Annotated in this window: 22 protein-coding genes; all 22 read right to left on the bottom strand. The window is 59.7% G+C overall.

Going from position 1 to position 21884, the window contains the following annotated elements:
* Positions 1–23 precede the first annotated feature (23 nt).
* Positions 24–1943 (bottom strand): GumC family protein, encoded by a 1920-nt coding sequence (locus Q4Q11_RS08200; RefSeq protein WP_498569167.1) that lies wholly within the window; start codon positions 1941–1943, stop codon positions 24–26.
* 99 nt (positions 1944–2042) lie between these two features.
* Positions 2043–2882, bottom strand: a complete 840-nt coding sequence (locus Q4Q11_RS08195) for a WecB/TagA/CpsF family glycosyltransferase (protein WP_112506796.1) — start codon at positions 2880–2882, stop codon at positions 2043–2045.
* Between the two features lie 201 nt (positions 2883–3083).
* Entirely contained in the window at positions 3084–3611 is a 528-nt protein-coding gene (locus Q4Q11_RS08190) for a hypothetical protein (protein WP_112506741.1), read from the bottom strand.
* Positions 3608–3976, bottom strand: a complete 369-nt coding sequence (locus Q4Q11_RS08185; RefSeq protein WP_112506739.1) for a hypothetical protein — start codon at positions 3974–3976, stop codon at positions 3608–3610. Before Q4Q11_RS08185 ends, Q4Q11_RS08190 begins: the two co-directional genes overlap by 4 nt.
* A 14-nt stretch (positions 3977–3990) precedes the next feature.
* Positions 3991–4587, bottom strand: a complete 597-nt coding sequence (locus Q4Q11_RS08180) for a rod-binding protein (RefSeq protein ID WP_113222636.1) — start codon at positions 4585–4587, stop codon at positions 3991–3993.
* A 130-nt stretch (positions 4588–4717) separates the two neighbouring features.
* Positions 4718–5137, bottom strand: coding sequence for a hypothetical protein (locus Q4Q11_RS08175; RefSeq protein WP_113222637.1), 420 nt, complete (start codon positions 5135–5137; stop codon positions 4718–4720).
* 71 nt (positions 5138–5208) lie between these two features.
* On the bottom strand, positions 5209–5961 hold the full coding sequence (fliR, locus tag Q4Q11_RS08170) for a flagellar biosynthetic protein FliR (RefSeq protein WP_112506733.1): 753 nt from the start codon (positions 5959–5961) through the stop codon (positions 5209–5211).
* Positions 5958–8045 carry a flagellar biosynthesis protein FlhA gene (gene flhA / locus Q4Q11_RS08165; RefSeq protein ID WP_112506731.1) on the bottom strand — a complete coding sequence of 696 codons (2088 nt, stop codon included), beginning with the start codon at positions 8043–8045 and terminating at the stop codon, positions 5958–5960. Before flhA ends, fliR begins: the two co-directional genes overlap by 4 nt.
* Positions 8046–8298: 253 nt before the next feature.
* Complete coding sequence (gene fliQ, locus Q4Q11_RS08160; protein ID WP_112506729.1) at positions 8299–8565, bottom strand: flagellar biosynthesis protein FliQ; 267 nt, start codon at positions 8563–8565, stop codon at positions 8299–8301.
* 29 nt (positions 8566–8594) lie between these two features.
* The gene (flgD, locus tag Q4Q11_RS08155; protein WP_112506727.1) at positions 8595–9104 is read right to left on the bottom strand and encodes a flagellar hook assembly protein FlgD; all 510 of its coding nucleotides are present in this window, start codon (positions 9102–9104) and stop codon (positions 8595–8597) included.
* Complete coding sequence (gene flbT, locus Q4Q11_RS08150; RefSeq protein WP_112506724.1) at positions 9092–9544, bottom strand: flagellar biosynthesis repressor FlbT; 453 nt, start codon at positions 9542–9544, stop codon at positions 9092–9094. The genes flgD and flbT overlap by 13 nt, the downstream gene beginning before the upstream one ends.
* Entirely contained in the window at positions 9541–9888 is a 348-nt protein-coding gene (gene flaF / locus Q4Q11_RS08145) for a flagellar biosynthesis regulator FlaF (protein ID WP_112506721.1), read from the bottom strand. The genes flbT and flaF overlap by 4 nt, the downstream gene beginning before the upstream one ends.
* 37 nt (positions 9889–9925) lie before the next feature.
* Positions 9926–10990 (bottom strand): flagellar hook-associated family protein, encoded by a 1065-nt coding sequence (locus Q4Q11_RS08140; RefSeq protein ID WP_112506718.1) that lies wholly within the window; start codon positions 10988–10990, stop codon positions 9926–9928.
* 3 nt (positions 10991–10993) lie between these two features.
* Positions 10994–12487, bottom strand: coding sequence for a flagellar hook-associated protein FlgK (gene flgK / locus Q4Q11_RS08135; protein WP_498569166.1), 1494 nt, complete (start codon positions 12485–12487; stop codon positions 10994–10996).
* 429 nt (positions 12488–12916) lie between these two features.
* Complete coding sequence (gene rem / locus Q4Q11_RS08130) at positions 12917–13588, bottom strand: transcriptional activator Rem (protein WP_095433960.1); 672 nt, start codon at positions 13586–13588, stop codon at positions 12917–12919.
* Positions 13589–13866: 278 nt separating this feature from the next.
* Entirely contained in the window at positions 13867–14460 is a 594-nt protein-coding gene (locus tag Q4Q11_RS08125) for a lytic transglycosylase domain-containing protein (protein WP_498569181.1), read from the bottom strand.
* On the bottom strand, positions 14402–16003 hold the full coding sequence (fliK, locus tag Q4Q11_RS08120) for a flagellar hook-length control protein FliK (RefSeq protein ID WP_498569165.1): 1602 nt from the start codon (positions 16001–16003) through the stop codon (positions 14402–14404). Before fliK ends, Q4Q11_RS08125 begins: the two co-directional genes overlap by 59 nt.
* A gap of 1 nt (position 16004) precedes the next feature.
* Positions 16005–17309, bottom strand: a complete 1305-nt coding sequence (gene motC / locus Q4Q11_RS08115) for a chemotaxis protein MotC (protein WP_113213881.1) — start codon at positions 17307–17309, stop codon at positions 16005–16007.
* A 3-nt stretch (positions 17310–17312) separates the two neighbouring features.
* Entirely contained in the window at positions 17313–18746 is a 1434-nt protein-coding gene (locus Q4Q11_RS08110; protein ID WP_113213882.1) for a MotB family protein, read from the bottom strand.
* Positions 18743–19375 (bottom strand): hypothetical protein, encoded by a 633-nt coding sequence (locus Q4Q11_RS08105; protein WP_498569164.1) that lies wholly within the window; start codon positions 19373–19375, stop codon positions 18743–18745. The genes Q4Q11_RS08110 and Q4Q11_RS08105 overlap by 4 nt, the downstream gene beginning before the upstream one ends.
* 246 nt (positions 19376–19621) lie before the next feature.
* Entirely contained in the window at positions 19622–20596 is a 975-nt protein-coding gene (locus Q4Q11_RS08100; protein ID WP_113213997.1) for a flagellin N-terminal helical domain-containing protein, read from the bottom strand.
* 257 nt (positions 20597–20853) lie between these two features.
* Positions 20854–21774 (bottom strand): flagellin N-terminal helical domain-containing protein, encoded by a 921-nt coding sequence (locus tag Q4Q11_RS08095; RefSeq protein WP_112506697.1) that lies wholly within the window; start codon positions 21772–21774, stop codon positions 20854–20856.
* Positions 21775–21884 lie beyond the last annotated feature (110 nt).

Below are 21884 nucleotides of genomic sequence, written 5' to 3'. Positions count from 1 at the left end.
TGCAAGGGAAAACGATGGGACGATCAGCCCCGATCCTGATGCCGGCGTGCGGCATAGGTTTCGACCTTGGCACGCAGGGATGCAAGTTCCTGCCGGATACGGCCCCACTCATCCGCAACACCGGGCTGACCTGCCGCATCGTAGACAAGAGCCACCGATGGTTCAGGCGCGATCGCCGGCAATGACGAAAACTCCAGGTCATCCTCGTGAGATAAAGTGCGGGCTGCCGGCATAATGCTTCCGTCGGCTGCCTGCTCTTCCACCAGCGCGGCACCAGCCAGCACTTTGCGCAGGAATACGGCGCAAAGTGCCAAACCAAGGCCTGTGAGGAAGCCGACGGCCTGATTGCTCACGAGCTGATCGTCCAGCGGTGCGGCGGCCGCGACAGCCTGGGACAAGACCGTCAGCGGCGGCCTGACTTCGGAAATCGTCATGCCAGCATTCTGCTGATCGACCTCATAGCGGCTCTGTGCTGTCGTAACGGCATCCTGCAGCTGCGCGAGGCGACCGAGGTCGATATCGCTCCCCGTCTGACTGGCGGCCGTCATTTGCGCCGAGAGCGCCGCCTGCTTTTCCAGAGCCGCTTTCACGTCCGCCTCGCTGCTGACGGCGAGCCGCTGCAGCTGGCTGCGCATATTGGCCGCGAGATCATCGACCGTTGCCTGCTGTGCCAGCAGGCGGGGATGGCGCGGGCCGAGCTGTACCGAAAGCTGGGTCAGTTGGGACTTGGCGGCATTGTAGCGGCTGCGCAAATCGTCGAGCCCTGGAGATGAAAGATCGCCCGACAATGCGCCGGTCAACACCGATGCCGGCGTCGCCGATTTGACGGCTGCGAGACGCGCCTTGGCGGTGCGCACCGCCAGATCGGCTGCCTTTATCTGCATATCCAGCTGCTGACGCTGCCGCCGCATTGTCTCGGCCGCAGCAATTTTGTCTTCGCCATAGCGCGCCTTGAATTCGGCAAGGGCGGCAGAGGCGCGATCGAATTCCTTGCGGCTGCGATCAACCGCCGTTTCGACCCCAAGCGACGTGCCGGCTGCATTTGCAACAGCCGGATCGTAGAGGGTGGCAATAACAAGCCGATTGGCAATGTCGGCCGATCTGGCGGGATCGCCAGACGTAACGATCAGGCGAAGCAGGCCAGTCAGACCATCGATATCGACAGCAATGTCTTTGCGCAGCGCGGCCTGGGCACGCGACGGCGCGTCGGACGCGTTGCCGCTGCCGGAAAGCAGCTCGACGGCAACGCCGAGAGCACCCGTCCGACTGCCGGTAAATTCCGGATCGCGATCAAGCTTCATTCTGGCGACGATGTCGGACAATACGGACGGAGCGACGATACGCTTCGCCGCAACGTCCAACAGGGCCTGACGCCCGCGGCCATTACCTTCCGCATGGATCACTGCTTGCGAGACGTAGCGCGGCGGCGGCGCAAGCAAGATGGGAATGACCGCTCCCATCAGCGCGGTCGCGGCAACGAAGCAGAGCGCACGGAGGCTGAAGGACCAGCGGCCGGCCCGAAATGTGTGTTCAGCGGCAACAGGAGCGGGGACGGCCTGCGGCGGAAGCTCGGGCATGCCTTCAAGCAGATCGGGCACGAATTCCAGCAAAGCGGACGCGGGCTCCGATGCCCGCTCCGGTAACGGGCGGCGCTCCGCATGGTAGGCAGGAGAGATATTTTCAGCCTGTGCGGCCGCCGGTCCGCTCTCCAGCGATCTTCTACGGCCGGACACCGGATAGGGATCGCCATCCAACCGTCTGCGCAGGATGGCGCGCAGTTCCGGATCACGCGGATCGTCGAAGTTGGCGGCGCGTAGGCCGACCGCCCTACCCAAACCATCATCTTCATCGTAGGGGGAGATATGCCGAACGGATTGCCGTGAAACCTTTTGGGTTTCCTCATCGTCGGGATAAAATCCGGTCCTGGCTTTGCTTTCAAACATGGCGGGCTATCTCGCGCACATGGTCTAAGACCAATGCAAATGGTTAACCCACTCTAAACTTTCTTGCCAAAGAAAGAGTTAACGCCAAGCTCGCAAACACTAACTTGCCAATTTGTCCGGCGGTGCAATGCGCCGCTGCGGCACCGGATGGGGCTCTGCGCGAAGAACACGCTCCTTGCGGCCAAACTGATGCCTGACAACCTGATAGAAGAACAGCGGTATGCCCAGCATGTAACGCCGCCAGAGCCTGCCCGGCTCCAGTACGAGACGGAACAGCCACTCGCTGCGCATCGCGCGCACAAGCCCTGGCGCCCGCGGCACCGTCTCGGAAATGAAATCGAACAGGGCGCCGACGGTCAGAACAAGGCGTGCGTGCTGCGGACCAACATGTTCGGCGACCCATTTTTCCTGCAGCGGCGTGCCCATGCCGACGATCAGCACATCGATCTTCTGGCGGCTGATTTCCGCCGTCACGGCATTGCTTCTCGCCGGATCGAAGAAGCCATCGGAAACGACGAAAAACTGGTGCCACGGAGCGTGCTGGCGAAATTTCTCCGCTGCCTTTTCGACGACGGAGCGCTTGCCGCCCAACAGGCCGATCCGTTTCGGCCGCTCCATGAACGTCAACAGCGCAGGCACGAAATCGGTGCCGTTCAGATTGGCGGGGAAAGGTTCGCCGTGAGCGACGCGCGAGGCAATGTCGAGGCCAACGCCATCGGGAAGCACCAGATTGCGCGCGAGAACGTTACGGTAGGCGTCATCCCCCAGCATGACAAGCATGTTATGGGCGTTGACGAAGGAAATCGACGTCTGTCCGACCGGAAGGGAGGCGAGTTCGTTAACGAAAGTCAGCGCGTCATTCCAGTCGAGATCGCATACCGGCAGATCGAAGATCATGCGGCGTGACGCAACCACGGCAAAATCGGCAACCTGGTTCAATCCAACGACCTCCTGCCCGGCATTGCTGACACGCTTGACGCCGCCATCTCGAGGTATCTATAGCGGGATAAATCCAACTTTCCGTTAGGAAGGAAGGTTGGATTTGCCGGAAACTGTCAGGGATTTGTTAAGCATGCCAAAGGAGCGTAAGGCATTGCTTATATTTGTGCACGGATCGGTATCCCTGCAGCCGGTGCGATACTATTCGACCGGCACCTTGGCCTTTGCCCCATCCTGCACGATCTTCACCGGCTTGACCGTTCTCTTGCCGATGCTCTCCCCGCCATGGGTCTCTTCCTTGGAGAGATAGTCGAGCTGCTCGATCAGCACGTCGGCGACATAGTCGCCACCAAGCCGCTCGTTCATCCGCTTCTTCAGATCGCTGCGAAAGGCCGCGATGTCGAAGTTCTGGGCATGGGATATATCGATCGCCTTGTTGCCGACCAGCAGCGAAAAGAGTTCGTCGGTGGTCAGCTCCGACAGAGGTATTTGAAGCGCATTTGCCTTGCCCTTCTCCATCATGAAGGAGATGCGCGTCAGGAAATAGCCGGTCACCTGGCCGTTGGCGATGACGGGAACGTTGATCGATTCGCCCTTGACCAGTTCCTGCTGCGCCTTCTTGGCATCGTCAGGACTGATCGCGGGCGCCGTCGCCACCTGCACCGAAAAATAGACCGAGGCCAAAGTTACGGCGCAGACCCACAGGCCGGTAAGAGCGAGCTTGATCATCCGGCCTCACGGACCCGGAATTGCTCTTGCGAATAGGTGCCGTCCGTATCGGCATTCTGCACGGCATTCTTCAGAATTTCGGCGACGGCGCGCACGGCTTCCAGATGGGCCTCGACGCGGCGCGCGTTCAGAACCAGTTTCTTCTTCAGATCATGCAGCTGCACGACATGGTGGGCGGCGAGATCGGCAGGATCGGTATCGCGAAACAGCATCGACAGCTCGTAGAGGCAGCGGCTCTTATGCGCGTTCGATACCTTGAGATCGAATTCGGGATCGCTGCCGATCCGATTGTTTTCGTTGTCGATAATCATCTCCAGGCGGCCAAGGACAGACTTGATCCGATAGTCCTGCGACATCATTTCCATGTTTGCTACCTCGCTCATGCTTTCTGGGACGTCAGTGAATTCTGTTTGGTGATGCCGGTGTTGCCGTCGTTATCGGCATCACTGGCGGCCAGCGTCTTGCGCTGAAAATCGGTAATCGCGCTGAGCGCCATCTTCTTGTCGTTCTCATCGGTCGCAGAGTTGATGGCGCCGGAATTGCGCATCTTATCGACCTGCTCCCGATACATCTTTTCGGCGATGCCAACGCCGCCGCTCTTGGAGATCGCGTCGCCCAGCTGCTCCGCCATCATGCCCTTCCAGATCTCGCCGGCTGAGCCCTTGCCGTAGAGCGTTTCGCTGCTCGGCAACATGTTCTTCACGAAGTTCTGCAGCACCATGGACTCGAACTTGCGATAGGCTTGCGGGACCTTGGTTCCCGCCGCATGCGCATTGGCGTTGGCGAGACCGGCCTGGGTTGAGGCATTGTTGAGCGCGTCCACCGTCGCACCGAAACCGTTGCCGTTTTCGGCGAGGCTGGTGGCGGCAAAAGCGGCCCTGTTGGCGGCAAGCTTGGCCTGCGCGGCTTGGACTTCGGCGGGATTGGCCGCCTTGACGACATCGAGAACCAAATCACTCGGAGGCGAAATAGCCACGTCACGTCTCCTTCTGCTTATTCATGCCGCAGAGACGCGCGGCGCGGCGCTTATCTCAGGCATGTCGAATCGAACGGTCAGGGCAGATCGGCAACCTGACGATGCGAATCTTGCCCCATGATCGCGACGATTATGGTTTTTGAACCTTGCTGGAGGCTGGCGTTGCGCCGGCGAAGCGCTGATCGATAATGTCGTAGACCGCATTGTCGTCGGCCTCCCGCATTTCGAGTTCGCGGGCATCCTTCATGTGCTCTTCCAGCCGGTCGGCCTTCGTACGCTCCTGCTGGACCTTCATCTGAATAAGGGTCTGGATGCTTTCGAGCTGCTGATCCTTGATCGTCAGACGGCCGTAGCGGTCGGCATAGTGGATCGAGAACGCCATATGCACGGGGTCGGTCGAGCCGATGGCATCCATGACCCGCTCCATCGCTTCGGTCACTTCCGAGCGCTGCCGGGTCGTGTCGGCAAGTTCGTTTTCCGCGATCCGCTCCAGATGGCGCTGCACCGCGACCAGTCGCTTCAGCTTTTCAGAACGGCTTTTTTCCGCCATCGCCACCTCTCGCCGGCTGCCTTGCTCTGGCCGCGCTTACATCGAACCTCACCTTCCTCACTATTCGCAGGCTAATGCCCGTTGAAAACGGTAAGGAATGCATTGGAAAACTGACTGACCAGCGCCGCAATGCTGAGATAGAGCATGAACAGCCCCCCCATCAGCAGATATGGCGTGGAAATGAAATAGATCGGGATCTGCGGCGCCAGCTTGTTGATGAAGCCGATCGAAATCTGGAACATCAGACCATAGAGCACGAAGGGGCTTGCCAGGCGCAGCATGATGAAAAAGGTCGTCGCCAGCGTGTCCGTGATAGAAATCAGCGCCGAGCGCGGTTCGATATGCCCGCCGAACGGAATGAGCGAGTAGGAATCGACCAGCGCCTGCAGAACATAATGGTGAAAATCCAGGATGAAGAGAATCATCAGCCCACAAAAGCTGATGAGGCTGGTCAGCGACGTTTCGTTCGATTCTTCGATGAGATCGGCGCCGCCCGGCGCATTGAAGCCGATCATCATCGATATGACCGTGCCGGTGAACTGCAGGCCCAGCGTATAGATCCGGGCCATCATGCCGTACATCAGCCCGATGACGGTCTCGGTGAAGATGAGCCCGATGTAGCTTGCATCGCCCTTCGACACCTGCGGATAAATCGTGTTCCAGAGCAGCGGCAGAATTGCCATCGTCAGGGCCGCCGAAAGCAGCAGCCTGATCTGCGGGGGAATACGGCCGGAGGAAAATCCCGGGAGGACCATCATGCAGCCACCGATGCGGCAGAAGGCGACGAACAGCGCCAGAATGGTCCCCTGGGGGTCTGATATCATGAAATCGAACCTAGAATCTTGATCTCGATCCCCTTGGCCAATTCCACATGCGACAGGACCGGAAGGGTCGCGAACAGGCGTTCGATGATCATGCGCACATAGGAGCGCGTTTCAGGCGAGGTGACAAGAACGAAGGGCATGCCACGATCCATATATTCACGGATAACTTTGCCCGCCTGCTCGCTGAACTCCTCCAGGCTGCGCGGATCGATGTCGAATTCGACGATTTCGCCCTTCTGGTCGCGCTTCAGCGCCTGATGGAAGATCAGGTCCCATTTGCTGCCGAGGCGAAGGACGCGCAGCACGCCGTTATCGGCCAGATCGCCGCAGAGCTGCTGCGCCATGCGCACGCGCACATGCTCGACGATCTGCTCGGTCTTGCGCACATGCGGCGCGAGTTCTGCAACCGCTTCGAGGATGAGATGCAGGTTGCGGATAGAGACGCGCTCGGCAAGCAGCAGCTTCAGCACCGCCTGCAGGCCGGAATAGGACATGTGCGACGAGCAGATTTCGTCGGCGAGCTTCTTGTATTCCGGATCGAGACGCTCGATCAGGATCTTCACGTCCTTGTAGGACAGCAGCGCCGGCAGATTGTTGCGGATGACTTCGCTCATGTGCGTGAGCACCACCGACACGTTGTCGATCGGCTGGAAGCCCTCGCGCTTCAAATCCTCGGTGAAGGCTTCGAGCACGGAAACGGCCGGCATGCCGAAAGCGGGTTCGCGGATCTCGTCGCCCGGCACGGTCGGTCTGCGGCCCGAGCCGGTGACGACAAGCACTTCGCCGACACGCAGCATGTTGGAGGCGATCGTCGTGCCATGGATGCGGATCTGATACGACTTGTCGGCAATGGCCATGTCATCGATCACCTTGATCTCCGGCACGACGAAGCCGTATTGCGTCGCAAACTTCTTGCGCATCTTGCCGACACGGAACGCCAGTTCCTGATGCGCGCCAAGCAGGCGGGTGGAGACGATCTTGCCGAGCGCCAGCTCGATCTCGGCGGTCCTCAGAACCGACTTGACCGAATCCTTTTCCATTTCCTTCGACTGCATCACCTTCTGCTCTTCGGCATCGCGACGAAGCTTGTTTTCTGCTTCGATCTGACGCGGAATGAACCAGGCGCCGGCGGCCATCAGGCTGCCAAGGACGAGGAAGGGAAAGAAAGGCATGCCGGGCATGATGGCCAGGATGCCCATGAGGACTGCCGAGACGGCGAGCGCCCGCGGATAGCCGCTCAGCTGATTGACGACCGCCTGATCGGTGGAACCGGACGTGCCGCCGCGCGAAACGAGGAGACCGGCAGCGAGGGAGACGATGAGCGCCGGCATCTGCGAAACCAGACCGTCGCCGACGGAGAGCTTCACGAAAACGTCGGCGGCCTGGCCGATCTGCATGCCGTGGCGGAAATAGCCGATGATGATGCCGCCGAAAACGTTGATGCAGGTGATCAGAAGGCCGGCGACCGCGTCGCCGCGCACGAACTTCGAAGCACCGTCCATGGCACCGAAGAAGGAGCTTTCTTCTTCCAGCTCGCGCCGGCGGCGCTGCGCTTCCTTCTCGTCTATGAGGCCGGCGGAAAGGTCGGCGTCGATCGCCATCTGCTTGCCGGGAATGGCATCCAGGGTGAAGCGGGCGCCGACTTCGGCGATACGCGTCGCACCCTTGGTAATGACGATGAAATTGATGGTGATGAGGATCAGGAAGACGATCAGACCGATGACGAAATCGCCGGACATGACGAGGCTGGAAAAGCCGGCGATGACGCCGCCGGCCGCATCATGCCCCTCATAGCCATGCGAAAGGATGACGCGGGTCGTGGCGATGTTCAGCGCCAGGCGCGTCATGGTGGCAATCAGCAGGATCGTCGGGAAGGACGAGAATTCCAGCGGCTTCTTGATCCAGAGCGCCACCATGAGGATCAGCACCGAGAAGGCAATCGAGAAGGCGAGGCCAAGGTCGATCAGAAACGGCGGGATCGGCAGGAACAGCACGCACAGGATGACCATGATGCCGAGCGCGAACCCGATATCACGTACGCTGGGATTGGCTTTGGGAAGTGCTATTGCGGGTGGTTGTGCCATCGACCGGTTCCGTCTCTTCATGAGAGGAGGCAAACGGCTGACCCGCCTGCCCTAGAGAGCATTTCCGCCTTTCTTCGAATCGCGAAAACGCTCTATCTTCTTGTTCCCTACGCATTCCGGACGGAAAACCGCTACGCACTTTTCCTGGAAATGCTCTGGTGGAACCGATCTTTAAAAGTCGAAGCTTGCGCGAGCATGGCTTATGGCCATCGACGCGCCTGATCCGAAGGCCGAAACGGCCACCGGATCTATCTCAGAAGCCCGATTGAATGCGGGAGAAGACGAGATTGGTGAAGATCGAAATCTGCGCGCCGACGAACGGGGCGGAAATGCCGATGGTGACCATGACGGCCACGATCTTCGGCACGAAGGTCAATGTCGCCTCCTGCACCTGGGTCAGCGCCTGGATCAAGGCAATCACCAGGCCGACGACCATGGCGGCAAGAACCGCCGGACCGGAAGCCACCAGCACCGTCCAGATCGCCGCCTGGAAGATATCCAATGCATCGGCTTCATTCATGGCATCTTCACTCCCGGTTCAGCGGCTCCTCATGAGCTGCCGGTCGAACCCGTGCTCGACGAATCAGACGAACTGCTGGCGCTAGTATCGCTCGACGCAGGCGGCGTATCAATGGTCGTGCCCGCCGGGGCGATCGTTACGCCGGCCTGGATGAGAATCTTGTCGCCGGCATCCGTCTGGGCGATGATACCGTCCGTATAGACGGTTACTTCCTTGATCGTGCCCGTGGTCTTGCCGTCGGCACTCATGATCTGCTTGCCGATATAGTCGGACGCCTGCGAAATCCACTGGTTCTGCAAGACCGATTCCAGATGCGAGTTCGTCTGGATCTGCTGCTCGACCTGCGAGAAGCTCGCAAGCTGCGAGATCTGCTGGCTGGCATCCATCGGAGAGGTCGGATCCTGGTTCTGCATCTGTGCGATGAGGAGCTGCAGGAAGTCGTTGTAGTTCAGGGTGGCGCTTTTCGACGCAGCTGCGGCGGTCTGCGCCGAACTGTTCGAGGTGCTGGTGGTGGTGTCGACGGCGCCTACCGCTGCCATGGAGCGATCTCCCGGCGGATATGCTCGATCGTGGCCGCCGGCATTTCCTGGTTGTTCAGGATGTTGTCCTCGACCGGATAGAGGCTGCGGATCGCCTTCAGCGCGTCGAAAGCGCGACCGGTGGCGACGAGGCCGTCGATGCGCTTCAGCTCGGCCAGCACTTCCTCATTGTGGAAGCACGAGAGGAGCATGACGATCGACTTGCGGAACATTGCCGTCGACTGTTCCTTGCCTTCCGGATTGATGAGGATCATCTGCGCGATGAAATAGAGCTGGCGCAGCGGCGTCTTGGCATCTTCCGGCTGAAGTACATGGTTCTCAAGCAGGAACGTCACATCATTCAGGAATTCCAGGGCGACCTTGCGATCCACGCGCAGGACGGCCCCGTTGATAAAGATCTTTTCCCCGGCTTTGAGCGATATGCGAAGCGTACTTTTCATTTAAGTCCATCCCTGATGATGGTGGTGACATCGATGATGCCTTGATAGTTTACCGACTGGCGCCGCTGGATCCGATCGCATTCCTTCAAAATCCAGATGCCGATCGAAATTAGGTTGGCGCGTAGTTCCACGTTGAGCTGGTTCTCCGGACTTTTCAGGTCCTCGACGAAGCTGATCCATACGCGCCGCGTATAGTACAATGCCTCGATCGCTTCGCGGCCGTATTTCCCCGCATCACGGGCCGCAGAGAGAAGAGCTATCGACCGGTCCAGAACTTGCCGTTCTCGTTCCTTGGCGTCGGCCACGGCATCCTGCATGACTTCCGCATATGAGAACTGATACATTCATGCATCCTTCCTGGTCATTCCTTCCCTTTGATCATCAAAGGTAATTTACAAGACTTAGCTGCTGGATCTTGGAGACGATGGTGTAGGCGGTCTCAAGCTGGGTCTGGAGGCTGTTGACCTTGGTCGAAGCCTCGTAGGGGTCCACCCCGGTCAAGCTGCCGATACTGGTATTCAGAATGGTCTTCTGCGCGTTCAGCGTCGTATTCGCATCCGTGAGACGCGATTGCGAAAGGCCTAGCTGGCTCGCCTGATTGTTCAGCCCGTCGATTGCCTGGCGCGAGTAGCTGATGGCCTGATCGGTAACCCCGTTCAGCGCATCCTGGCTCAGGCCTGGCGACATGCTCGTCAACGCATTGACGACCGTACTTGCGAGAGCCATGTAGCGCATGCCGGAAGAGTTGGAATTCGTCGAGGTTTCGATGACTTCAGAATTGCTGATCCGACTCGTCATGTTCTGATCCGAAGCACTCGACCAGCTTGCCCAATTGCTGTCGGTGGTGAACTTCGGCTCGACGTTGGTGGTGATGAAACTCTTGATCTGCGCCGCCGTCAACTGGCCTACCGCCGCGGATGGTGGGCTTGCAGCGGGGTAAAGCCCACTGGCGTAGGTGCTCAAATCCGCTTGGATTTGAGTATTCACCGCAGCCGAATTATCGGTCATCGGCTGCACATCGGTATTGGTGCCGGCGAAGAGATATTCGCCGTTGACCATGGTGTTGCCCGACGCGATGACGTTCGACAGCGACGATGTCGCTATCTGCTGAGTCAAGGCTATGCTGTTGCTATCGGTATTGCCGCGCAGCGCCACCAGCTGGTCCATCAGCTTCTGTGCCTGCGAGCCCATATCGGTCAGCGCCGTCTGCGACGACGTCATTCGCTGGTTTGCGATGGAATTGCTGCTGAGAATGGAATCGATGCGCGACACGTCCCTCGTCAGATTGACGTTGAGAGAGGTGCTCGTGCCCAGAGCGACGCCGATATCGGCATAGACACCTGTGGTCGCCTCTGTCGAAGCGCTCGTCATCTCGTTCCGCGCCTGACGGATCGTCTGACGCATGGCGTTCTGAATGGCTGTGCTCGAAATGAAAGAAAGTTTCATGGCTTAGCTCGTGAGATCCAGTACAGATTGAAGCATCTCGTTAACTGTGTTCAATATCTTCGTTCCAGCCTTGTAAGACTGCTCGATATTCATCATCAGCGTCAGCTCTTCGTCGAGATTGACGCCGGTCGCGTTCGAATAGGCGCTGGAGGAGCGGGAAAGAGCCGCGGACGTGTTTTCCCCGGCTGTCGTTGCCGTACTGCGCTGTCCTTCGAGCCAGCCGATGGAACTCGATGCGTAATCCATGAGGCTGGCCCTGGTGTCCGAGCCGGCATTTGGATCGAAATCCATCTTCGTGTTCATGGCCGTAATATAGGCGTCAAGCTGCGTGGAATAGCCGCTGTCGCCGCTGGTATTCTTCGTGTAACCGGTTACGCCGGTCGTACTATCGTCGTTAATACCACCATCACGCAGCAGTGTCGGGTCACCACCTTGGGACGTGATTAATTTCGAATTAACGGTTATCGAACCAGCCAGGCCCGTGACCGCGGTAGCACCCGTCGGAACACTGCCGCCGCTCCACGTAAACAGGCCGGGCAAAGTGGGCTGTGTCGGATCACTATTCGTTTCCGCGAAGACCGTGACCAGTCCTCGAGCCATCTCGTCGAGCTGCGCCTGGTAGGTCGGCGCAATATCGTCACGAACCTGCAGAGCCGCCTGAAGGGTGCCCTGTGCCGTCGTGTTCGCACCCTGGCCCTGGGTCAGCGCGACGCCATCGATGTAAACGCTGTTGCCTTTCTTCAGGCTCGCCGTATAGGTGTTCGTCGGCTGAAACGTCACCGCGCGCGGAATTGTTTCGAACAGGGTCGTGCCGTTCGTCGTGTAGAGCGCCATGTCGTTGTTGCCGCGCGTTACCGTCGTCACGCCGACAATCTTCGAGATCTGGGTCAGGATCGAATCGCGCTGATCCAGAGCATCGGAAAGAGCGCTCGACGTCGGGCCGGCCGTCGTCGTCGCCGACTTCACCGCATCGTTTGCCGTCTGGAACTGTTTCAGCAGGCTGTTCAGCGTATCGACGTCGGAGCTGATCTGCTTATCCGCATCGGTTCGCGCGCTCTGCACCGCCGTCGTGGCATCGTTGAGCGAGGTGGCCAGGCTTTGTGCGGCGTTGACGGCGGCTTGAGCTGCCGTCGCGCTGGACGGCGAGCCGGAATAGGTCTGCATCGCCGTCTGGAATGCCGAAAGATAGGTCGCCGGCGCAATCTCATTGTCGTTGCCGCCAAGCGTCGCCGACTGGAGCTTGCCATAGGCGCTCAGAAGCAACTGCTGCGCCGCATCCGCCGACGACGAGTTGAGATAGGCCTTCTGCAGCGACGGTTCGCTGCTGCGGGAGATCTGCACCACCTGGGCGCCGGCCATGTCGGTGGTCAGCATCGCCTGCCGACGCGAATAATTCGTGTTGTTGGCGTTGGAGATATTGTTCGACACGACACTGCTCTGCGTGCCGGTATTGTTGAATATCGCCTGCGCGTTGTTGAGAGCTGTTGTGAGTGTCATGACCGACTCGATACCCTGTTCGTTTTAGCGCCGCAGAACGGCCGATGGTGCGCCGGAAGTGGCGGAGCAGCCTGTCAGAACGAGACCGGCGAAGCTGCCCATCGCCCGTGCGTCCCCTTCTGCAAATGCAGTCTTCATGCTGCCGAAATTCCTCATCTGGAATCCTCGTGATCCTTCATACGACTGAGAGTAGGTGGCGGGCCTTGCGTGAAGCTGTCTGAGAGGACGAAAAACGGATCATCGGAAAAAGCTTTCTGCAAGCGCTATATTGCGGTTCGATCGCCGTTCGCTGCGAGCTGCTACTGTAAGCTACGACGCACCTTTGGAAGCGATGCCGCTCTGCCATGCCTGAAAAGCGATAGGCCCGGGAACCATCTGGTTCCCGGGCCTATTCGTAAGTTTGCTATCCGCGATGCCTGACCGGAAATCTCAGCTCCAGTCGATGCAGTAACCGAGGAAACGCTTGGAATCGACCGGATCGAAACCGAGCTTCTTGCGCAGTTTCTTGCGCAGCTTGGAAATATGGCTTTCGACCACGTTTTCTTCGACCTCTTCGTCGAAGATGCCGTAGATGGCGTTGAAGATCTGCGTCTTCGTCACCCGGCGACCGCGATTGGCAATCAGATATTCGAGGATACGGCGCTCGCGGCGCGGCAAGGCAAAAACGGAACCGTTGATTTCCGGATCGCGGCCGTCTGCAAAGACGCGGATCGGCCCGATATCGGTATAGTTGCTGATTGCCTTCAGCCGACGGCGGATCGCCGCTGCCCTAGCCAGGATTTCGCGAGGATGCACCGGCTTGCGCACAACGTCGTCGACGCCGCAATCGAAAAGTGCAAGCGTGGCTTCCAGCGAGGGCTGGTCGCTGACCGCGATGACGGGTGCCGTCGTCCGGTCGCGAATCGCCCTGGGAAGTTCGTGTACCTGCTGGCCCTGTCCGATCAGAAAGGCCTCGACCGCAGCAATATCGCCCTCTGCCGCCGTGGTAACCCATTCGCCGAATTCGCGTGGATCGAATCCCGTCGATGGGATGCCCTCGCGTCCAAACAGTGATGTATATCCGTCCTTAACAAGCTCTCGCTCATCAACCACTACGATCATTCGTCCGCCTCCGAATCAGTGTGGTGTTTCGATGGACTATGGGTACGAATCGGGCGAATCACGAACAACTGTCGGAAATGAGTGGCGGAAATTAATAATTGATTAACCATAAGGGTGCGATTTGCACTATATCTAGTAGGTCACATTCATTTCACACCGATAAAAAATCTGTTAATAAGCATATTCTTAACATCGCGTTTCGGGCAAATCGACGGCAGTCAATCGCCTGAATTTGGTTAGCATCGGCTAACCACAGACCGTGTGCAATCTACGGGTGTCTAGTTCCGGCAGAAAGTCGCCGCGTTGGGAGTCCATTTTCCATAGCCGGTGGCGACCAGGTTGGCGATCACGCGGCAGACATAGACCTTTTGGGCGGGGTCGTTGTTTGGTCCTGCATGGTATCTAGCTACCGCCATCGTCCAAGTCTCGTGCCTGTCATGCAGGTTGCGAAGAAACCTGGCGGCATATTCGACGTTGCTGTGAGGATCGAACATGGCGGCGACGGACGTGAAGTTTTCGCCATGGAAATACTGGTTGATCTGCATGCAGCCGACGTCGATCAGCTTTGCGCCATTCTGCCGGGCCGCTGCAAATACCTGCAGGGCGGCATTTTCCGACGACGGAAAGATCGGCCTGCCCTCGACATTGAGGGCGTAGGGATAGAGCGATCCCTTGCGGCCCGTTTCAGTCAGGCCGACCGAATAGAGGATACCTTCCGGTATTCCGTACTTCGCGGCGGCAGACTGGATCTCGCGCTCGCAAAGGCCCGCAGCACCGTTATCGGGCGGTGCCGGATTTCCCGAGGCATGGGCCTCAGAGGTAAACCGCCCCAGAGCGAGAACGCTGAACGCCACCAGCAGCGCCGTCTTCAATACCGCGCTCACCCGAACTGCGATTGCCATTGTTTCCACCCGCCTGCTGTCCCGAATAGTTCTGGCCTCTGGGACGTGCGTCCCCCCCTTGTCCCTGGTTCAACAAGGATTGCTGCTGGTTCGATCCGGACTGACGGCCGCCATCCGATTGCTGATCCGCATTGGATGACAGGCTGACAGTGATGTTGTCCACCTGGTAGCCTTGCGCGCGCAGGGCCTCGACCATATGGCTCTGATCGGCATGGAGCTGCCTGTAGGCCTCGCTCGTCTGGACCTTCAGGTCGACGCTGAGCTGGTCTCCGGAAAGCCGCATGGTGGCCGTGACGTCACCGAGATTGCCGGGGCGCAGCTGGATCTTGAGCGTATTGACGACCTTGCCCGTGCTCGTCAGGTTCGCGGCATTGGCGAGCGCCGAGCCCGGCTGCATCGCGGCGGACCATTCGCGGTCTCCTGCCAGCGTTCCGGCAACGAGCGCCGAGTTGGAATTGGCGGCGAGCCCCAGATAACGGCGGGAATCAAGCACCGTGACAGGTACCGCATCGCCGCCCGCCGAAGGCCCGGCCTTGATCTCCGTCGCGTCATCTCCGCTCTTGCTGATCGAAAGATCGAGCGCGCCGCCACGACCGTCTGCCCGCGTCAGACGGAAAGATTGCGCTGTGTCCGATCCGTTGCCGCTGTTCGGCAGCGTCACGCTCGCGTCAGACGTATTGCCTGCGACCGCCGCTTGGCCGAGCGACATTGCCTGAACCTTTGTATCGTCAGCGGTCTTGACGGTCTGCACCGGGCTTCCCTGCGCGGCAACGACGGGCTGTACGACGTTCAGCAGCGACAGCGCATCCGAAATCGCCCCGGCCTGATCGTTTTTCGTCTGCGTGGACTTACCATTATCGGCTGATTGCGCATTTTTACCGCCCTTCACGACGGTGGCCTTGTCATCGCCTTTCACCGGCGTTGCCTGGCCGCCGGCATTCGCGACGTTGGCCAGTTGCTGCGCGATTTCGGCAAGCTGATCGAGAGCGCTCGGCTGTGCTGCCGCTTTGCCGGGGTCGCCAGCCGACATGGCTGGATCGGTGGTGGCCGCCGGATCGCCTTGCGCGGGAACCGCGTCATCTCCACCGGAGGCCGATGCAGCTTTCTGCAGGTCCATCAGTGAATTCGAAAGCACCGCAGCGCCGGCGCCCTCTGAAGCTTTCGCACCTTTGGTCAGGCCGGCAATGTTGGTCAGGCTGGCTCCGGATGCATCGATGATTCCGACTCCGGTGTTGATGCCGTCAGCCATGGCGAGAGCCATCGCCGCGGGATTGCCCGCTGCTGCCTTCGCAGCCGCCGGGTCTCCGTTCGCATTGCCATCTGCCGTCGCGCCCGCGGGGACCGTCGGGTCTTTGACGGAATTCATGCCGGAAGACTTGCTCCCGTTGCCAAGCGAGCTGGTCAGCGCATCGATAAAGCCCTTGCCGTCGTCCTGCTTGGTGGAGCGAGCGCCTTTGGCAACAGCAAGAATATCCGCCCCGGTTGAGGCGCTGGACACACCGATGTCGTTCATATCAATGACTTTCCTGCTTCAACAGGCCGTCGATGGCATCCAGCTTCGAGCGGCTCGTCGTGACGAATGCGTTGAACGAAGGATCGGCCTCCTGCCGCCCTCCCTCCGGGGCGGGAGCCGCGCTTGCCGAGGCTCCCTGCTCAACACCCGCCGTGCCGGGAGACTGTCCTCCCGCTCGATTCGTCACAGCAGCATCGTGTTCAGTATTCTGTTGGTTTGGCAGATTAGGAACATTGGCTTGCCCGAGGCTTGCAGGCTCGGGTGCGCGCAGTATCTCGTGCGCTACGACCTTTGCCGCATCGCGCAGCGCGCGATCCCGTGCGTTCAGCTCGCCCGCCGGCATCTGATCGAGATCGTTGATCGCCGATTTCAGCTCCGGCGTGGATATGCCGGCGACGCCGCCGTAGAAGTTCGCCAGGGCACCGAAAGCGTCGCCGCCGTCATTTGTAATTGCCTGGGCGCGGCTGGCCGCCAGCGCGGCAAGATCCGCCTTGCCCGCAATCGCGGCGCGTCGCGCCATGCGCAGATAGATCTCGCGCTGCCTGGGCGGATCCATGAAGGAAAGGATGTCGACGATGTCCTGCTGCTTGATGTCGGAATCATGGTCCACGACGAGCTGCACGAAGAGATCGGCAAACTGGCTGGCATAGGGCGAGTGCAGGAAACGCCTCGTGTAACGCCGCGCATAGTCGAGCCCCGCCGGAACCATGCCTGCGTCGGCACATAAGGCGAGCGAGCGGCGCAGCGCCGACTCCTCGACGATCGTGCCGGGAGCCATCAATCGCGCCCAGTCATAGAGCTGCAGCGCCGCCTTGGGATTCTTGCCGGACATGACGTTACCGGCAACCAGCGAGAGGTAGGAGCCGATCGGCTTGCCACGATATTCCCTGGCGATGTCGGCAAGCGTGTTGACGACGAGCAGCCCCTTGCCGTTCAGATATTTCCTTAAGACGTCGGCAACGCGATTGTCGAAATTGCCGTTGACGTCGCGCGACATCAGATATTCGAGCGTTTGGGGATTGCCGCCGCTCATGGCATAGATCAGGGCCGCATCCACATTGCGGCCGTCCTCGAACACGGATTTGTCCGCAGTGCGCAGGCGTTCATCGATGGTGGCGAGCAGGAAGCGCTGCATCTCCCCGGCAGAGCTGTCACCTGCCACCACGGAATCCTGGACGAATTCGAGAGATCGCAGCATCTTGTAGAGCGGCAGGCTATCCTGCCCCTCGGCACTTGCGACCCCCGGCACCAACATGCCGAGGGTGAGAGTGAGCACAAGGCGATGACGATGCTGTTTGCGCCCCATGAACTATCCCTGCCTGCCTTGGCTGGACTTTGCCTTGCCCGAAGCGGGCTTGGCGGGAGGCTGGCTATCCGTAGCCGCGGGTTCGGTCGCCGCCTGGGCAGAGGGGTTCGCGATCAGAATCTCGATGCGGCGATTGGCATCGTTGAAGGGATCGCTGGGCAGCTTCAGCCGCCGATCGGCGAAGCCGGAGACCTGCGCGATCCGCTTCTCATCCAGCCCACCACTCGTCAGCATGTAATAGGCGCTCTGGGCGCGATCGAGCGACAGGCGCCAATTGTCGTTGCGACCGCCGACCATATAGGGACGCCCGTCCGTATGGCCACGGATCAGGATCGATCCCTTCCGGTCGGCGAGCAGCTTTCCGATCTTCTCCATAGCCAGCACCATTTCGCGACGCGGCACCGCCGAACCGATGTTGAACATCGGATCATTGCTCTGATCCGAGATCGTCACCAGCACGCCGCCTTCGGCCGCGGTGACCTGCAGCCCCTCGGCCAGCTGGCCGGCGACGCCCTTGATCTCCGCCTGGATCCGCTGCTGCAGGTCCTTGGCTTCCTGCTGCTGGGCCTTGGTCGGGGTGGCATCCTTGCTCTGCGGCAGGGCTGCATTGTCCTCGGGCAAGGAAGTGTCGCTTTGGGCCGAGGCTTTGGCGAGCTGCTGCTGTGCCTGCGTCTGCTTTCCTTGCTGCTTGCCTGCCGCCTGCTGGTCGCTCACCGTCGGCTGCTGTTCGGGCGTTTGCGGCTGATCGGCAGGCTGGCCCGTATCCGCCGCGGTTGCCTTAGACAAGGCGATGACTTCGCCCTTCGGCGATTGATCCGACTTGGCGGACTGTTCCTCGTTCGCCTTCTTCGATGCGCTGGAAACCTGAACCTGCTTCGTCCAGAAATCCGGATCGAAGGGATCGCGATAGGCCTGTCCACCGTCCGCACCGGTCGCCGGACCAGACTGCGCGGCGCCGCCCTCGCCCTTGGCGCTGACATTTGCCTGCTGACCGACTTCCTGTGCGATTTCCGCCAGAACCGAATAGGGATTCTCGAAGAAATCCGCTTCGGAGTAATTCGTCTGGTCGCCCGACGTCGACGTCAGATCCTCGCCGGTCTTGGCGGATTTGCCGTCGTTCGGCTTGTCTTGCGGCTTATCGGATTTCTGCTGGTTCTTTTCGCCCTGAGCCTGATCGACAGGCTTCTTGAGGCCCTTCTCGGTCGGCTTCTCGTCGGCGAGCTTGATGGGATTGAAATAGGAGGCGACCGAAGCCTTCGTTTCCTCGTTGGCGGCATTTACCAGCCACATGACGAGAAAGAAGGCCATCATGGCGGTCATGAAGTCGGCATAGGCGATCTTCCACGCGCCGCCATGGCCGCCTTCGTGATCGCCGCCGCCATGACGCTTGACGATGATGATCTCGTGCTTGCCGTGATTTTGATCGCCGTCGCTCATTTCAAAATCTCTTTCAGACTAGCGGCCCAGGCCGACATCCGGGTCACGAGAACGCTCTCGCCAATCGTGGCGGTGAGATCGATGTCCTGCGCCTCGACATGGCGCAGCGAGGCACCGTCGTCTCCAAGACGCTTGAGAAGAATTTCGAAGAGATGACGCGGACCGCTGACCGAGATCGGCCCGGCACCGCCGTCGAGAATCGCAGCCCTGACCAGATCGGCGAGATCGGCAACGGCCTTGGCCGTCAGCGTCTCCGTCATGATCGGCGCAAGAACGGCAGCCGTTTCGGAGCTGATCGCCTGCCCAAGCGTCGTGGCGATACGCGTCATATCAGCCGCAATCTTCTCCGCCGCCTGCTCCTCGTAGCTTGTCCGCAACGCATCCATTTCGGCACGAAACGATTCGGCCATGGCTTCGAGCTCGGCCTGATGTTTCTGCGACAATTCCAGCGTTGCTGCCTCGTGCCCTTCCGCGTAGGCGGCCCGGCGCTCGGCCTCGACATCGACCGGCGGTTCCACCGGGCTTTCGATGAATTCCGCCTGTTCCGCAAAAGCCATGTCCGCGGCATGGGGCGGCGGAACCGGCTCGGCGCTGAAATCCTTGAGATATCGGGATAGTGCCGGGCTCACGCGCTCATCCCCCTGCTCGCATCGCGAAGACGCTGCAAGCCGATGCCAACAAGGAGCCGATCCATTCCCATTCTCAAAACGTCGATCATCACGCTTCCGGTTTCCCGTCCTCTGGCTGCGCGCCAGGAAATGACCGAGTCATCGGCACTTTGCGCAACCAAGCCACTGCGAGCGACCCTAGGCAGTCAAACTTGTGCGAGGATGAATGCGATGCGGCATTGCCGATCCGGCAACGCCGCCGAAAGATCACTTCGATTGCAGGATAATCAATATCTTGCTCGCCATGCTGTTGGCGATCGACAACGACTGAACACCCATCTGCTGGGCCGTCTGCAGAGAACTCTGCCGCACGGCCGCCTCTTCCATATTCGTATCGACGAGATCGCCGACGCTGCTCTTGATAGTGTCGGTGAGCTTGGAAACGTAATCCGACTGGTCGTTGATATTGGATTTCATCAGCCCCAGCGTCGAATCCGCCGACGTCGCGGACTTCAGGAGCGAATTCGTGACGTTGATCATATCGGTCAGTTGGGCATCCGTCGTGCTGCTGGAGATCGCGATCTCCGCTCCGCCCGACGGTGCCGAGCCGCCGTCGGCAGTGAGGAGGTAATAGTTGCGGGCGGTGCCGCTGCCCGAAGTATCGAATGTGCTGGCATCGACGTTCATCGTCAGCAAGCCCCGTTGGGAGTTGACGGTATCGATCATCAGGGTCTTGGAGCTGTCGTAGCCGATGGTCGTAAGGCTAACCTGTCCGCCCGCGCCGCGCGTGAAATTGCTGATCACGGATTGCTGCGTATTGGGCTGCTCGGCGGTGTTGTAGAGCCAGTTTTCGCCGGAAAAGGACGCGGACTGGGTAACGGATTGAAGCTGGTTCTTGAGCTGCTGGATATCGGCGTTGACGGCGTTCTTGTCCGTGCCCGGCTCTTTTGCCGAAACCAGCTTGGACTGGATCTGGGTCAACAGGCTTACGACGGAATCCATGGCGGTGGATGCGGTATCGACCTTCGAAGAGCCTAGACCGAGCGCATCCGAGATCGTGGAAAGGCTGCTCTGGTCCGAGCGCATCGTGGTCGCCATCGACCAATAGGTGGGATCGTCGCTCGCTGTCTTGATGCGGTAACCGGACGAGACCTGCTGCTGCACGACACCGAGATCTTTGTTGATTCCGCGCAACACGGTCAGCGCCGCCGACGCGGCAGGATTCGTCGTCACATTGCTCATCAGAAAATCCGTAATTCCATTGGGATTGGCAAACCGGGCCGATCCGGCAGCAACGATTGGCCTCATGCCCGCCAGCGGGAAATATTCCAGCGCGGCCCGTCGCTAAAACAAAGCCCGGCTATCGTTCTGAAAAAGATCGAAGGCCGGACCCTGCGCAAAGATTGCAAATCAATTGGTGGCAACGTTAACAAAAGCTTATGCACGGCGACAAGAGAGAAATGCCGGCGCGCCATCTCGACGCAAGCTCCAGTCAAGGCTCACTTGAAGAGGGCCAGAACATTCTGCGCGCTGTTGTTGGCAATCTGCAGCGACTGGATCGCCAGCTGCTGCTGCGTCTGCAGAGCCGACAGCCTGCTCGATTCCTCTTCCATATTGGCATCGACGAGCTTGCCGACGCCCGAATCGATCGTATCGCGCAGGGTGGAGACGAAGCTGGTCTGCAGATCGATGCGGGTCGAAAGCGAGCCAAGCTGCGAGGCCGTGCTGTTCATGGCATTGAGGGCGCCCTGAACGAGGTTCATCGCGTTGCCGATATCGCCGCTCGTCATATTGGTGATATCGAGGCTGAACACAGAATAGGATTTGCCGCTGATATTCTGCGTGGAGCCCAGAATACCGGAGCTCGTATCGATCGAGCCGCTGCCGTTCGCACCGAACAGGACGTTGCCCTGCGACCCGGTATCGAAGCTGTAGCTGGTGCTGTTGACGGCAACCGTGCCGTTATTGTTGCGGACGAAGGAGGAAACGACGGAGGCCGAAGCGCCGTTGGCCGCAAACATCCAGTTCTGCCCGGAGAAGGATGCGGATTGGGCGATGCTTTCCAACTGCTGCTGGAGCTGCGTGATTTCTTCCTGAACGTCCGCCTTGGAGACGCTGTTTTCGGTTGCGGCAACAAGCTTGTTCTTGATCTGCTGCACGACGCCGATGGCGTTGTCCATCGCCGTATAGGCCGTATCGACCTTTGCGGCACCAAGGCCCAATGCGTCCGAAACCGCGGAAAGCGCGCTGTTGTCGGAGCGCATGGTGGTCGCAATCGACCAATAGGCGGCATTGTCGGACGCCTTGGCGACCCGGTAGCCTGAGGAAACGCGGCTTTGCGTATCCTGCAGATTGGTGTTGATCGTGCGCAGAGTCTGAAGTGCGGACATCGCCGCGTCGTTGGTGAGGATGCTGGTCATCGGGAGGTGCCCCTTGTGGCTGAATTTGGAAGGGACATTCCGGTCTGCGGCCGGGAACGGCAATCAGCCTCATGCTTGTTAACCGCCCCTTAGGAGAGGTTAACCAACCG

This window comes from Rhizobium sp. UFLA01-1127, from assembly GCF_059803845.1.
Note: the sequence above shows the minus strand (reverse complement) of the source record. Positions and strands in the feature narration are given on the sequence as shown.